Source organism: Diaphorobacter sp. B2A2W2, assembly GCF_056730635.1.
The window spans coordinates 139,492-152,888 of sequence record NZ_JBWZOR010000005.1 but is presented as its reverse complement, the minus strand read 5'-3'; the positions used below and the strand labels follow the sequence as shown (position 1 = coordinate 152,888).

Genomic DNA, 13,397 nt, shown 5'->3' with positions numbered 1-13,397 from the left:
GGCCATGCTGGGCCTGATTTCTTCTCTGGTATTGGCGCTGGCCATTCTGGTCGGTCTGTGGTCGGTCTACAGCCTGTTTCGCCAGGCGCCTACCGAAGACCGTACCTACAAGGACAAGCCGCCGCTGCTGTTCCGGGTGCTGTGGCCGTTGATCAATCTGCTGGCCAACAGTCTGGGCTGGGCGCTATCGACCAAGGCCGAGGAGCGTTACACCACCGCACTGCGCCGTGCCGGTCAGGACTACGCACTGACACCCCGACAGTTCTTCGCGGGCAAGGTGGTGTCGGCCGTGGCGGGCGCGCTGCTGGGGGTGATGCTGTCGGGCATGCTGGAGGGCGGTCTGTCCATCGTCGTGGTGATTGCCATGCTGGCGTTCTTCTACCCGGATTTGTGGCTCAAGGAAACCACCAAGCAGCGCAATCTGGCCATCCTGAAGGCCCTGCCGTTCTTCATCGACCTGTTGACGCTGTCGATCGAGGCGGGCCTGAATCTGTCGGGCGCAATGCAACAGGCCGTGGCCAAAAGCGCGGGCGGGCCGCTGATGGTGGAGATCAACCGCGTACTGCGTGACGTGCGTGCAGGCAAGGCGCGCATCGATGCCTTGCGAGATTTTTCCGCACGCCTGGATTTCACGCCCATCACCAGCTTTGTGAGTGCGCTCGTGCAAGGCGAGAAAACCGGCTCCAGCCTGGGCCCCATCCTGCGTGCGCAGGCCGAGCAGCGCCGCACCGAGCGTTTTCTGCGTGCGGAGAAGCTGGCCATGGAGGCGCCCGTGAAGATGCTCGGTCCGCTGATTTTCTTCATCTTCCCCTGCACCTTCATCGTCATCGGCTTTCCGATCGCGATGAAGTTCCTGGCGTCGGGCTTGTAAGGAGGGATGGTCGTGGGCAGTGCTTTCCATGCGGGTGCCTTGTATGCCGATGGCCGCGACATGGGCTGCGACGTGGCGGTGGCACGCAGCTTCCTGCAGCGCGCCTTGGGCCTGCTGGCGCGCCCGCCGCTCACGCCGCGCCAGGCCTTGTGGATCACGCGTTGCGACAGCGTGCACACGGTAGGCATGCGCTACGCGATCGATGTGGTGTTCCTCAGCCGCAGCGGCCAGGTGCTGCGTGTGGCGCACGCGGTGCCGCCGTTGCGGTTCCGGCTGTGCCGCGGAGCAGCTGCGGTAGTGGAACTGCGTGCGGGCGCGGCGCATGCGCTGGGCATTTTGGCCGGGCAGGTGCTGGCGGTCGTGCCACCAGAGGGGGCAACGCGCACATCTGCCGTGTCCTCGCCGGGTGGTGGCGCCGCCAGCGCAGCCACCCGTTTCATTGTTTGATGGGTTGACTACACCATGTATCCATACCGCACATTCCTCGCTCCGCTGGCCGCCGTGCTGACGGCATCTGCTTTGGCGGGCTGTGCTGCGCCTGTCGCAGTCCCCACCGATCCGCTGAACGGGATGCCCGGCGTGCTGGGCGCCCCGGCGCAGGCGCTGCCAGCGCCCCTACCCAGTGCCACGGCGGCGCCGGCACTTTCACAGGAAGCCGTGCAGCAGGCTGCTGCGGCCGCCAGGGCTTCGGCCGACGCGCAGGGGGCCTTGCGCTCGGCCGAGAACGCTTACGCCCGGGGCGACTGGGTGACGGCAGCGCGCGAGTTCAAGGCGCTCACCAACAGCTACCCGCGTAATAGCCAGGTGTGGTTTGGCTATGGCGCGGCGGCGGCCCTGTCGGGTAGCCTGGAGGATGCCGCGCAGGGCTTCGAGGCGGTGCTGCGCATCGATCCGCAGGATGCGCGTGCTGCATACAACCTTGGCCTGGTTCGCTTGTCACAGGCCGAGCTCGCCCTGAACGCGGCGCGCAGCCACAGCGCCGCGGCACCTGCAGATATTCAGCAGGAGATTGCCCGCCTGTCCCGCGACCTGGCGCCCGTGTTCAGCCGGCCCGCAGCATCGGCGCCACAGGCGCAACTGCCTGCGGTCCCTGCGGCGGTGCAGCAGGGCTTTCGCACCCAGGACCCAGCGCGTGCTGCGGCGGGCGGCGCGCGTTCGGGCGCCTTGCTGGGCATGCCACCGTCGGAAGTGCGCGTGCAACTGCCCACTGCTTCTGTGACCCCGCCGCAGCAATGACGGGCCGCGCCGTGTGCTCCGCCAGTCCACAACCGCCTCGGAGAACCTAGCCATGGCTATCGCTGCACGCAATACCCGCCGGCCGCAACGCCAGCGCCAGAGGGGAGCGTCGCTGACGGAGTTCGTGATCGTCGGCCCGCTGGCGATCCTGATCACCTTCCTCATCATCCAGGCGGGCATGCTCTACATGGCCAAGCTCACCCTGAACAACGCAACGTTCATGGCGGCGCGCCACGGCTCCATGGCGAATGGCAATGCGCAGTCGATCCGGTTGTCGCTGATCAAGGGGCTGGTGCCGTTCTATCAGAACGCCTTCGACACGAACGATGTGAGCCGCCTCACGGCCGCGGCGGCCAAGGCTGCTGTGGACACCTCGCTGGGGAATCTGAAGTTAGAGGTGCTCAGCCCGTCCGAGGAGGCCTTCCGGGTGTATGGCATCCGCAAGGGGGGAACGACCTACATCCCGAATGACAACCTGGAGTTCCGCACCCCCACGCCGATGGGGGGCGCCAGCATCTCGATCCGCGACGCCAACATCCTGCGCATCAAGGTCACCTATGCGTACGAGCTCAAGGTGCCGTTGATGCAGGCCATCGTGAAGCGCGTGATGTGCCCCGGCGTGGCGGACTCCGACGTGCGTGCCTGGAGCCGCCCCAGCCTGCTGCCGCTGGGCAATGTGTCGGACTGCATCTACTACCTGCGGGGGCGCGTGCCCATCGTGTCATTCGCTACGGTCCAGATGCAATCGCGGGCCGAGCGCAGCTAGCCGCGATATGCCTTCTTTACTTACTCCTTTGATATTGCCCATGGAACGCTTTCTGCTCCTACCTCTGGTTCTCTCATGTGCCGCAGTCTTTACCCTGTCGGGCTGTGGGGGGGGCGGCTCCATAGACGATGGCCAGACCCCGCTGTCGGTTTCTCCCGAGACTGTCACGCTGAACAGCTCCACCGGCGTGTGTTTGCCAGCGGCGGGGCCCACGGTGTTTGCGCTGGGCGGAACGGCCCCTTACAGCCTGCGCAATCCGCTGCCGGATGCCATCGGCCTGAGCAGCGACACGATTGCCCGCTCGGGCGAAGGGGTAACGATCACGTTCAAGGGTGGGTGCATGCAGGCCATCCCCATTGTCATCATTGACAGTATCGGGAACACAGCCATCTTCAGAGTGAATTACGTCGCTGGCCGGTGATGATCGTGAAGGGCTCCGTGCTGCTAGCGCTGGCAGGGGGTGTGCTGGCCGCCTTGCAGCCCAGTACTGCCGGTGCACAGCTTCGCTGTACTGAGCAGCGGGTGGAATATCTGGTGGGGGGTACGGGCGCTGCGGGTGCGCGCAGCCGGATGTGCGCGCATGCCTCGGCACCAGGCAAGGGAAGCGCCGTGGAACAGGTGGGCAATGCCGCTTCGCCAGGACACACGCCCGTGATTGTGCAGCCCGATGATGATGGGCGCCGCGCGATCCTGAACCATGAACTGGACAAGGAGCGCGACGCCTTGCGGCGCCTGCAGGCGCAGGAGGGGGCGGGCGGTGCGGATGCGCAGCTGGCGGTGAACCGCCACCAGAGCAACATCCGCGCCTTGGAGGCTGAACTGCAGCGCTTGCCTGCGTCCGTGCGCCGCCAGCCCTAACCGCAGTTACTCACCGACTGCGTCCGCATTGGTTTCGTTAAGAAAATATACGAAATCTGGCTCCAACCCAATACAGACAAGCGCAAGGCACTATCAAAAAATCACTTCGGTGCAAGGCGGATCGCGCCATCCAGACGAATCACTTCGCCATTGAGCATGTCGTTCTCGAAGATGTGGCGCACCAGCTTGGCGTAATCCTGCGGGGTGCCGAGGCGGCTGGGGAAGGGGACGCCGGCGGCCAGCGCGTCCTGTACCTCCTGGGGCATGCCGAACAGCATGGGGGTGCCGAAGATGCCGGGGGCAATGGTCATGTTGCGGATGCCGTTGCGTGCCAGGTCGCGAGCGATGGGCAGTGTCATGCCCACGATTCCGCCCTTGGAAGCAGAGTACGCCGCCTGCCCGATCTGCCCGTCATAGGCCGCCACACTGGCGGTGGAGATCATCACCCCGCGCTCGCCGGTGGCTTCGGGTTCGTTCTTGCACATGGCTTCGGCGGCCAGGCGGATCATGTTGAAGCTGCCGATCAGGTTCACCGTGATGGTCTTGCTGAACGAAGTCAGCGCGTGCGCGCCGTTCTTGCCAACGGTCTTTTCCGCAGGGGCGATGCCGGCGCAGTTCACCAGGCCCATGAGCTTGCCCATCGATACCGCTGCCGCCACCACGGCTTGGCCATCGGCCTCGCTGCTCACGTCGCAGCGCACGAAGCGCCCGCCGATCTCGCGCGCGACGGCTTCGCCCTTGTCGGCCTGCATGTCGGCAATCACCACCAAGCCGCCCGCTGAAGCCAGCATGCGTGCCGTGCCTTCACCCAGGCCTGACGCGCCGCCGGTGACGATAAACACCTTGCCCTTGATTTCCATGGTTTGTCTCCAAAGTTACGTTAACGTAAACGTTAATTATCACCGAGCGATCCGGCACTCCCTAGAAAAGCAACAGCCCGGCAGGGCCGGGCTGTGCGCAAGGGGCAGAGGGCTTACCGGAAACCGACGCGGTCCAGCATCTGCTGCACCTTGACGGTGTTGGCGCCGACCGCGCCAATGGGGATGGTTTCACTCTTGAACGGTTGGCCGCCCGTCATGGCCTTGAGGGCCGGGTTGCCCGGATCCACGCCTTTGGCGGCGGGCCATTCGTTGTTGCCGTTGGCAAAGTAGTTCTGAGCCTCAGGGCTGGCCAGGTATTCCAGGAACTTGATGGCGTTGGCCTGGTTCTTGGTGTGGCGGGCCACTGCGCCGCCTGCGATGTTCATGTGCGTACCCCACGATTGCTGGTTGGGGAACACCACCGCCACCTTGTCCACCACGGCCTTGTCTTCGGGCTTGTCCGAGCGCATCAGGCGGGCGAGGTAATAGCTGTTGGTCACGGCGATATCGCATTCGCCGGCTGCGACGGCCTTGATTTGATCGGTGTCGCCCCCCTTGGGCGCGCGGGCGAGGTTGTTCACCACGCCCTTGAGCCATGCTTCGGCTTTCTGTTCGCCCACGTGTTCCATCACGGCGCCGAACAGGCTCAGGTTGTAGGGGTGGGAGCCGGAGCGGATGCAGACCTTGCCTTTGTTCTTCGGGTCACCCAACTCTTCGTAGGTGTCCACATCGTCCTTGTTGACCTTGGTCTTGTTGTAGACAACCACACGCGCCCGCGTGGACAGGCCAAACCAGGGAATGCCACCGTCGGCGACCGGAGTTGCGCGCAGGTTGGCGGGAATGGCGTCCTCCAGCACCTTCGAGCGCACGGGCAGGAACAGGCCGTCGGCCTCGCCACGGTAGAGGCGGGCGGCGTCCACCAGTAGGATCACGTCGGCAGGGGACGCGGCTCCTTCTGCCTTGAGACGGGCCATGATCCCGGCATCATCAGAATCCACGCGATTGATCTTGATGCCCGTGGCCTTGGTAAAGCCGCTGTACAGCGCTTCATCGGTGGCGTAGTGGCGGGCGGAATACAGGTTGACCACCTGGTCCTGCGCACTTGCAGCGCCTGCAGCGGCCAGAACACATGCAACAACCAAGGATTTCATAGGCATGGACATGAGGCTCAAGTCTTTCTCGGCAATAAAGTGGTGGGATGATAAAGCAAACGAGAATCGTTATTAAGAATCCATCTTCGCGCAGGGAGAATTTCCGTCGTGCAGCCTCGGCAATGCGCAGGCGTTCGGTTTGAAACGAAAAAAATGCCCGCGGACGCGGGCATTTGCTTGTCGAGCAGCGGCTGGCTATTTCGCCCAACTGTCCTTCAGTCCGGTGATCTTGTTGAACACCGGGCGGCTAGCGCTGTGGTCCACCCGGTCGGCCACGAAGTAACCGAAGCGCTCGAACTGGAACTTATCGTCGGGCTGGGCGGCCGCCAGTGATGGCTCCACATAGGCGGTCACCACCTTCAGGCTGTCGGGATTGAGCAGGGCCAGAAAGTCTTTGCCACCCGCGTCGGGTTGGGCGTCGGTGAACAGGCGGTCGTAGAGGCGCACCTCGGCCTGCACGCCGTCCTGCACCCCCACCCAGGTGATGGCGGCTTTTACCTTCACGCTATCGGCGCCGGGCGTGCCGCTCTTGGTGTCGGGCACCACGGTGGCGAGCACGCGGGTGACGTGGCCGCCCGCATCTTTCTCGCAGCCGGTGCATTCGATGACGTAGCCGCCCTTCAGGCGCACGGTGTTGCCCGGGAGCATTTGCCCGTCCGCCCCGAGCCGGGGAGGATAAAGACGCTTGTAGCCCTTGGGTGGCACTTCGGCGAAGTCTTCGCGTTCGATCCAGACCTCGCGGCCCAGGGTGAAGTGGCGCTCGGGAACAGCCTGGCCTTCGTGCGCGTGCGGCAGGGCGGGTAGGCTGCAGGCCTCGACGTGGCCGTCGCTGCCGAAGACTTCGGCCCAGTTGGTCAGCGTGAGCGGGAGCGGGTCGAGCACGGCCATGGCGCGGTGGGCCTTGGATTCCAGGTCCTCACGCAGGCAGCCCTCCAGCGTGCCGTAGTCGATCCAGCTGTAGTCCTTGGTCACGCCAATGCGCTCGCAGAACATCTGGATGGAGGCCGGCGTATAGCCGCGCCGGCGCAGGCCCACGATGGTGGGCATGCGCGGATCGTCCCAGCCGCTCACGATGCCGCTGTCCACCAGGTGCTTGAGCTTGCGCTTGCTGGTGATGACGTAGGTGAGGTTCAGGCGCGCGAACTCATACTGGCGCGGCTGGGGGCGGGCGATCAGGCCGCCTTCCCCCAGACGGTCCAGCAGCCAGTCGTAGAAGGGGCGCTGGTCCTCGAACTCCAGCGTACAGATGCTGTGGGTGATGCACTCCAGCGCATCCTCGATCGGGTGCGCGAAGGTGTACATGGGGTAGATGCACCATTGGTTGCCGGTGTTGTGGTGCTCGGCGTGCTTGATGCGGTAGATGGCCGGGTCGCGCAGGTTGATGTTGGGGTGCCCCATGTCGATCCTGGCGCGCAGCACGGCGGCGCCGTCGGGGAGCTTGCCGTCACGCATCTCGCGAAAGCGCGCCAGGTTCTCCGCAGGGGTGCGGTTGCGATAGGGGCTGTCCACCCCGGGCTTGCCGAAGTCGCCACGGTTGGCACGCATCTCTTCGGGCGTTTGCTCGTCCACGTAGGCGTTGCCGGTCTCGATCAGGTACTCGGCCGCGCGGTACATGAAGCCAAAATAATTGCTGGCGTAGTACAGGTTCTCGTGGCCGTCGGGGTCTTTCCAGTCGAAGCCCAGCCAGCGCACGGCATCGATGATGCTGTCTACGTACTCCTGATCTTCCTTCTCGGGGTTGGTGTCGTCAAAGCGCAGGTGGCACACGCCGCCGTAGTCGCGCGCCAGGCCGAAATTCAGGCAGATGCTCTTGGCATGGCCCACGTGCAGGTAGCCGTTGGGTTCGGGCGGAAAGCGCGTGCGGATCTTGGCAGGGTCAACCGCTGCGGCAGCGTGGTGGGCTGCGTCGCCTGGGCTGCCCGCCCAGTGGTTTTGGGCATGCACACCGTGCGACAGGTCGGATTCGATGATCTGGCGCAGGAAGTTGCTGGGTTTTGCGGCTTCCGCAGAAGTGTCGTGATGGACGGGGGTGCTCATGCGGGGGATTTTAGGCGGCATAGGTGCGTACTACCGGCGCGAGCGCTTGTTGAGCGGCCGCTGCGGTTACGCATGGAAACGGCGCGGGGTACGTTCGGAAACAACCTGAACATCTGTTCATGCCATCCTTTCACGGTGCTGGCGCGTTAGACGTCCAAACGCCTTGTGTTCAGGCGCCCGGGTGCCGCGGCACCCTTATATAGGAGATTTTCATGATCCAACATCGCTCTTGGTTTGCCGCCGCCGCCTCGGCCGGTGTGGCGCTGGCCCTGTTGGTGGGCACAGGCACCGCCCAGGCACGTAGCGACGTGTACTGGTCTGTCGGCGTGGGCGTGCCCGGCGCCGTCGTGGGGGTGGGCAACGCCGCTCCTGTGTATTACTCGCCTCCACCCGTGTATTACGCCCCGCCGCCCGTGGTGTACGCACCGCCCGTATACAGGGCTCCTCGCACGGTCTATTACGCGCCACCTGTGGTCGTGGCACCGCCCGTGGGGTACTACCGCGGATACGGGCACGGGTACCGCCACGGCCATCGGCACCATCGCGGCCATCGCGATTGGCGCTGACACGGACACGCCAGTCGGAGTGCTGGCCGCGATAATGCGCATTCGCGGGTCCGTTGCGGCGGGTAGAACCGCGCTAGCACTCCATGACGAAAACCGTTTACGTTCTCAACGGCCCCAATCTCAACCTGCTGGGCACGCGCGAGCCGCAGGTGTATGGCTCCCAGACTCTGGCGGATGTCGAGCAGCTCTGCAGGGCCGCATGTGCACGCCACGGGTTGGCGCTGGTATTTCGCCAGAGCAACCATGAAGGCGCTCTGGTGGACTGGATCCACGAGGCCGGCCGGCTGCATGTGGCGGGCCAATTGGCCGGCGTCGTGCTCAATGCCGCTGCCTACACCCATACCAGCGTGGCACTCCTAGATGCCGTGAAGGGCACGGGAGTGCCCGTGGTAGAGCTGCACATCAGCAACGTGCATGCGCGCGAGAGCTTTCGCCACCACTCCTATCTGGCCGGCGCGGCCCGCGCGGTGATGTGCGGGTTTGGGGTGCAGGGCTACGCCCTTGCCATTGACGGGCTGGCCCAATGGTGAAGGAGCCATCGCTCGCCACGCTGCCCTTGCCTCCTGAAGTCACCGCGTTGCAGCAACGCGCACGGCGCGAGTCCACCCCCTGCGGTACCGGCGACATCGTCTGGCATGTCTGGGGGGCATCCCAGGATGGTGCGCTGCCTCTGGTACTGCTGCATGGCGGCAGCGGCAGCTGGACGCATTGGGTGCGCAACATCCACGATCTGGAGGACAGTGGTCGCGAGGTCTGGGTCCCCGATCTGCCGGGATTCGGAGATTCGGCCGCGCCACCCGTGGGGGGCGATGCGGACGCCCTGGTGGAGCCGCTGGCCGAAGGCCTGCGTACGCTGTTCGGGCCACGGCCGTGTGACCTGGTGGGATTTTCCTTTGGTGGATTGACGGCGGGCCTGCTGCTCGCAGCCCACCCCGAACTGGCCCGCCAGCTCGTATTGGTAGGAGCCCCGGCGATGGGGGTGGTGCCCCAACGGCAATTCGAGCTCAAGGCCTGGCGCCACCTGCCGCAGGAGGGGCAGATTGCGGCGCACCGCTACAACCTGGCGGCGCTGATGCTCCAGGACACTTCGCTCATCGACGGTTTGGGCGGCCTGGCGTTGAACACGCACGTGGCCAATGTGGTGCGCGACCGCATGCCCCGCCGCCGCCTGGCGCACACCGATGCGTTGGCGCGCGCTCTGCCGCTGGTGCCGTGCCCCGTGCATGCGATCTATGGCCGCAGTGACGCTCTGTATAAAGAGTGGATTGGTGCATTAGAGGGCGCTTACGCGGCGGCGGCTCCGGACTTTCGCGGCATGGCGCTGATCGAGGAAGCCGGCCACTGGGTGCAGTTTGAGCGCCCGCAGCGCTTCCTGAAGGCGCTGGACGACGCCCTGCGCGCCGGGGCCGCCTGACGGACGGGCATGGCCTCCGGCAATCCTTCTTCCGGCGTGCGCGTGGACCCGGCCGAGGTCGAACTTACTGCCATGCGCGCCCAGGGGGCGGGCGGGCAGAACGTGAACAAGGTGTCCAGCGCCGTGCACCTGCGCTTCGACATCGCGGCCTCTTCATTGCCTGAAGATGTGAAACAGCGCCTGCTGGCCCTGCGCGACAGCCGCATCACCCAGCAGGGGGTATTGGTCATCAAGGCCCAGCAATACCGCACCCAGGAGGCCAACCGCCTGGATGCGTTGGCGCGCCTGCAGGCGCTGGTGGACAGCGTCGCGCGGCCGCCGCGCGTGCGACGTGCCACGCGGCCCACGCTGGGATCGCAGCAGCGGCGGCTGGAGTCCAAAAGCCGGCGCGGAGGTGTCAAGGCATTGCGCGGGCGGCCCCAGCTAGGGGAGTGACGCTGCTTTCACATCGCATTGGTGCGATGGATGGGACGCTGTGATGGGGTCTATGGCGCTTGGCATCAAGCATGTCGCTCCCACATGATTGCAATCTGGACTGAGGTTTTGCCATGAACACCCCCCATACCCCTTCTGTCACCTCTTCGACGACCGCTGCCGCGCTGCCCGTGCTGTTCGTCTCGCACGGCGCGCCGCTGTTTGCGCTGGAGCCCGGCAGTACCGGCCCGGCGCTCACCCGCTGGGGCGCTGAACTGAAGGCGCAGTACCCCCGCTTGCGCGGCGTGGTCATCATGTCGCCGCACTGGGTGGCGCGCGGCGCCACCGTCATGACCGGGGCGCAGCCCGAGACTTGGCACGACTTCGGCGGTTTTCCTCGTCCGCTCTATGCGCTCCAGTACCCGGCTGCCGGAGCACCCGCCCTGGCACAGGAGGTGTTGGGCCTGCTGGAGCAGGCTGGCATCGACGCGCGAGGCGACGCGGCGCGCCCCTTCGACCATGGCGCCTGGGTGCCGCTGATGCATCTGTTCCCGCAGGCCGACGTGCCCGTGGTGCAGGTCGCGCTGCCCGTGGGTGCCGGTCCGGCAGAGGTGTATGCGATGGGTGCGGCGCTGCGCGGCCTGCGCGAGCAGGGCGTGCTGGTCGTGGGCTCCGGCAGCATGACGCACAACCTGGCCGAGTTCTTCGGCGGCACCGACCAGCCCGCGCCCTATGTGGTGGAATTCAGCCGCTGGATCGAGGCGCAGCTGGAGCAGGGCGACACCGCGGCCCTGCTGGACTACCGCACCCGTGCGCCGCATGCCCGGCGTGCGCATCCCACGGAAGACCACTTCCTGCCCATCTTCTTTGCGCTGGGCGCTGCCGGCGAAGGCGCCGAGGCGCACTATCTGAGCCGCGAAGTCATGTATGGCATGCTGGCCATGGACGCCTTCGCGCTGCAGGCTGCCTGACACTTCCCCCATCACGACGTTGCCCATGCTCGACCTACCCCTTTCCTTCCTTCACCGCCCCGCGACGCCCGGCTCCGAGCCGTGGCTGCTGGTGCTCATGCACGGCGTGGGCAGTAACGAACAGGACCTGTTCGGCCTGGCCCCGTATGTACCCCCGCAATACCACGTGCTGAGCCTGCGCGCACCGTACCGCATGGGGCCGACGGCCAATGCCTGGTTCGAATTTACCGTGGCGGCGGATGGCGCGCGCAGCATCAACGAGCCGCAGGAGGCCGCCAGCCGCGCGCTGGTGGCGCAGACCGTGGACGCCGCGGCGCGCCAGCTGGGCATTCCCGCCGCGCGCGTGGTGGCGGGTGGCTTCAGCCAGGGCGGCATCATGGCGCTGACCCTGCTGCTCACGCGGCCTGAACTGCTGCACGGCGCGATGGTCTGGCACAGCCGGCTGCTGCCGCAGGCGCTGCCCCATGCGGCGCAGCCGGCAGCGCTGGCGGGGCGCCAGCTCTGGGTGAGCCATGGCGTGCAGGACAACGTCATTCCGCTGGCCAGTGCCCAGGCCATACGCGACCATGTCCGGACGCTGCCGCTGGCGCTGAGCTACCGCGAGTACCCGGGCATGCACGAAATCCGCCCGGAGGAACTGCGCGATTCCATGGCCTGGCTGCACGGCCTGGCCGCAGGCGCCGCCGGTTGACCCCGGTGGTAAGCCTCGTAACCTCTGGTGGTTTAACGTGGTTTTATATGAAACAGGGCTGTAGCATAGGCGGGTCAAGCGCTAATAGCTATCAATATTGAAGCGAAGGTGCCTCTTGCACGGTGCGAGGGGGCCTCGTGGAGAAAGGACCGCCATGCCTGTACGAGACCCCGCCGAATTCCATCCCCGGCAGGAGTCCTCGGTCTCTGTCTGGACCGTCATTGCCCTGGTGGCGATCGCCGCCGCGGGCGCCGCCTGGTGGTTCGGGTGGCGCCACACCCAGGCCCCCGAGCCCGCGCCCGCGGCCCCCTCCGTCGAGGCCGCACCCCCCGCCGCCGCGCCGCAGGTACCCGCGTCGGGCCCGCAGAACCCGGTGGAAGTGCTGGAACCCCCGGCCGACGCGCTGCCCGCGCTGGCCGATTCCGACGCCTACGTCGCCCGCGCGCTGGCGGAACTGCTGGGGCCGCAGTCGGCGGCGCTGCTGCAGCCCGAGGGGCTGGTGCGTCGCATGGTGGCGACCATCGACAACCTGGCACGCGCCCAGGCACCCTCGCGCATGTGGCCCGTGCAGCCCACGCCCGGCCGTTTCACGGTGGAAGGGGCGCAGGATGCGCCTGCGCAGGCCATCGCACCGGCCAACGCGGCGCGTTACCAAGCCTTCGTCACGCTGGCCGAAGCCGTGCCCGTGGACGCCGCGGTGAAGCTCTATGCCCGCATGTATCCGCTGTTCCAGGCGGCCTATGAAGAACTGGGTTTTCCCGGGCGCTACTTCAACGACCGCCTTGTGGCGGTACTCGACCACCTGCGCGCCGCGCCCGAGCCGGCGGGGCCCTTGCAGGTGCGGCTGGTTCCCGTGGTGGGCGAGGTGCCGTCCACCCGGCCCTGGGTGCGCTACGAATTCGTGGACCCCCAACTGCAGGCACTCTCCAGCGGTCAGAAGATGCTGGTGCGCATGGGCCCTGAGAATGCGCGCCGCCTGAAGGCCGTGCTGGCCGAGCTGCGCCGCCGCGTGGCCACTGGAGACATGGTGGCGGGCAACGTCGCGCGCATACCGGCGCAGGCGACGCCGCCTGCCAGCCGCTGACCGCTACGGCGTTGGCAGAGGCAACGCCGTCTTGTAGCGCACCTGCTTGAGCGTGAAGCTGGTGCGGATCTTCTCGATGCCCGGGATGGGCGTGAGCTGCTCGAGAATGAAACGTTCCAGCGCTGCGATGTCGGGCAGCGCCACGCGGATCAGGTAGTCGCTGTCGCCCGTCATCAGGTAGCACTCCATCACCTGGTCATGCTCGGCGATGCGCTGTTCGAAGGCCGAGAGCGCTTCCTTGCTCTGGCTTTTCAGGCTGATGTTGATGAACACATTGAGCCCCAGCCCCAGCGCCGTGGCATTGGCCAGCGCCACATACCGGCTGATGACGCCAGCGGCCTCCAGCGCCTTGACCCGGGCGAGGCAGGGCGAAGGCGACAGGTGCACGCGCCGCGCCAGCTCCACATTGGACAGCGCGCCATCGGCCTGCAATTCGGCCAGGATGCGCAAATCGGTAGCGTCAAGCTTCATATGCTGA

The 13,397-nt window shown here is 66.2% G+C and carries 17 protein-coding genes; 13 read left to right on the top strand and 4 right to left on the bottom strand.

Features of this window, described 5'->3' with window-relative positions; genetic code table 11:
- Window positions 1–4 precede the first annotated feature (4 nt).
- Genes AC1PPL_RS11070 through AC1PPL_RS11045 form a run of 6 tightly spaced genes read left to right on the top strand, consistent with a single transcriptional unit; the run spans window position 5 to window position 3,731 of the window.
- A complete protein-coding gene (locus AC1PPL_RS11070; protein ID WP_287965939.1) occupies window positions 5–871 on the top strand; it encodes a type II secretion system F family protein in 867 nt (288 codons plus the stop codon).
- 12 nt (window positions 872–883) lie between these two features.
- Window positions 884–1,318 (top strand): DUF192 domain-containing protein, encoded by a 435-nt coding sequence (locus AC1PPL_RS11065; RefSeq protein ID WP_287802701.1) that lies wholly within the window; start codon window positions 884–886, stop codon window positions 1,316–1,318.
- 15 nt (window positions 1,319–1,333) lie between these two features.
- Window positions 1,334–2,107 carry a tetratricopeptide repeat protein gene (locus AC1PPL_RS11060; RefSeq protein ID WP_287802698.1) on the top strand — a complete coding sequence of 258 codons (774 nt, stop codon included), beginning with the start codon at window positions 1,334–1,336 and terminating at the stop codon, window positions 2,105–2,107.
- A 52-nt stretch (window positions 2,108–2,159) separates the two neighbouring features.
- Window positions 2,160–2,873, top strand: a complete 714-nt coding sequence (locus tag AC1PPL_RS11055) for a TadE family protein (protein ID WP_312792333.1) — start codon at window positions 2,160–2,162, stop codon at window positions 2,871–2,873.
- Window positions 2,874–2,913: 40 nt separating this feature from the next.
- On the top strand, window positions 2,914–3,294 hold the full coding sequence (locus tag AC1PPL_RS11050) for a hypothetical protein (RefSeq protein ID WP_312792331.1): 381 nt from the start codon (window positions 2,914–2,916) through the stop codon (window positions 3,292–3,294).
- Window positions 3,294–3,731 (top strand): hypothetical protein, encoded by a 438-nt coding sequence (locus AC1PPL_RS11045; protein ID WP_479973279.1) that lies wholly within the window; start codon window positions 3,294–3,296, stop codon window positions 3,729–3,731. The genes AC1PPL_RS11050 and AC1PPL_RS11045 overlap by 1 nt, the downstream gene beginning before the upstream one ends.
- A 101-nt stretch (window positions 3,732–3,832) precedes the next feature.
- Here the strand turns inward: AC1PPL_RS11045 and AC1PPL_RS11040 are convergent, their stop codons facing one another.
- The 3 genes from AC1PPL_RS11040 to AC1PPL_RS11030 all read right to left on the bottom strand — a co-directional run bounded on the left by AC1PPL_RS11040 (window position 3,833) and on the right by AC1PPL_RS11030 (window position 7,779).
- Window positions 3,833–4,591 carry a 3-hydroxyacyl-CoA dehydrogenase gene (locus AC1PPL_RS11040; protein ID WP_135148718.1) on the bottom strand — a complete coding sequence of 253 codons (759 nt, stop codon included), beginning with the start codon at window positions 4,589–4,591 and terminating at the stop codon, window positions 3,833–3,835.
- A gap of 113 nt (window positions 4,592–4,704) precedes the next feature.
- Window positions 4,705–5,754, bottom strand: a complete 1,050-nt coding sequence (locus tag AC1PPL_RS11035; RefSeq protein WP_172207208.1) for an extracellular solute-binding protein — start codon at window positions 5,752–5,754, stop codon at window positions 4,705–4,707.
- Between the two features lie 183 nt (window positions 5,755–5,937).
- Complete coding sequence (locus AC1PPL_RS11030) at window positions 5,938–7,779, bottom strand: glutamine--tRNA ligase/YqeY domain fusion protein (RefSeq protein WP_312305049.1); 1,842 nt, start codon at window positions 7,777–7,779, stop codon at window positions 5,938–5,940.
- 212 nt (window positions 7,780–7,991) lie between these two features.
- On the opposite strand from AC1PPL_RS11030, the gene AC1PPL_RS11025 reads away from it, so the two are divergent.
- The 7 genes from AC1PPL_RS11025 (at window position 7,992) to AC1PPL_RS10995 (ending at window position 12,919) form a co-directional block, all read left to right on the top strand.
- Window positions 7,992–8,345 carry a hypothetical protein gene (locus AC1PPL_RS11025; RefSeq protein ID WP_479973278.1) on the top strand — a complete coding sequence of 118 codons (354 nt, stop codon included), beginning with the start codon at window positions 7,992–7,994 and terminating at the stop codon, window positions 8,343–8,345.
- A gap of 83 nt (window positions 8,346–8,428) precedes the next feature.
- Entirely contained in the window at window positions 8,429–8,875 is a 447-nt protein-coding gene (gene aroQ / locus AC1PPL_RS11020) for a type II 3-dehydroquinate dehydratase (protein ID WP_287802685.1), read from the top strand.
- On the top strand, window positions 8,869–9,759 hold the full coding sequence (locus tag AC1PPL_RS11015) for an alpha/beta fold hydrolase (protein WP_011804884.1): 891 nt from the start codon (window positions 8,869–8,871) through the stop codon (window positions 9,757–9,759). The genes aroQ and AC1PPL_RS11015 overlap by 7 nt, the downstream gene beginning before the upstream one ends.
- 9 nt (window positions 9,760–9,768) lie before the next feature.
- The gene (gene arfB, locus AC1PPL_RS11010; RefSeq protein ID WP_288011753.1) at window positions 9,769–10,194 is read left to right on the top strand and encodes an alternative ribosome rescue aminoacyl-tRNA hydrolase ArfB; all 426 of its coding nucleotides are present in this window, start codon (window positions 9,769–9,771) and stop codon (window positions 10,192–10,194) included.
- 113 nt (window positions 10,195–10,307) lie between these two features.
- Entirely contained in the window at window positions 10,308–11,144 is an 837-nt protein-coding gene (locus AC1PPL_RS11005) for a DODA-type extradiol aromatic ring-opening family dioxygenase (RefSeq protein WP_479973277.1), read from the top strand.
- Between the two features lie 25 nt (window positions 11,145–11,169).
- On the top strand, window positions 11,170–11,835 hold the full coding sequence (locus AC1PPL_RS11000; protein WP_015913579.1) for an alpha/beta hydrolase: 666 nt from the start codon (window positions 11,170–11,172) through the stop codon (window positions 11,833–11,835).
- 154 nt (window positions 11,836–11,989) lie between these two features.
- Complete coding sequence (locus AC1PPL_RS10995; protein ID WP_479973276.1) at window positions 11,990–12,919, top strand: DUF3014 domain-containing protein; 930 nt, start codon at window positions 11,990–11,992, stop codon at window positions 12,917–12,919.
- A 3-nt stretch (window positions 12,920–12,922) separates the two neighbouring features.
- Here the strand turns inward: AC1PPL_RS10995 and AC1PPL_RS10990 are convergent, their stop codons facing one another.
- Complete coding sequence (locus AC1PPL_RS10990) at window positions 12,923–13,390, bottom strand: Lrp/AsnC family transcriptional regulator (RefSeq protein ID WP_011804889.1); 468 nt, start codon at window positions 13,388–13,390, stop codon at window positions 12,923–12,925.
- Window positions 13,391–13,397: the final 7 nt, after the last annotated feature.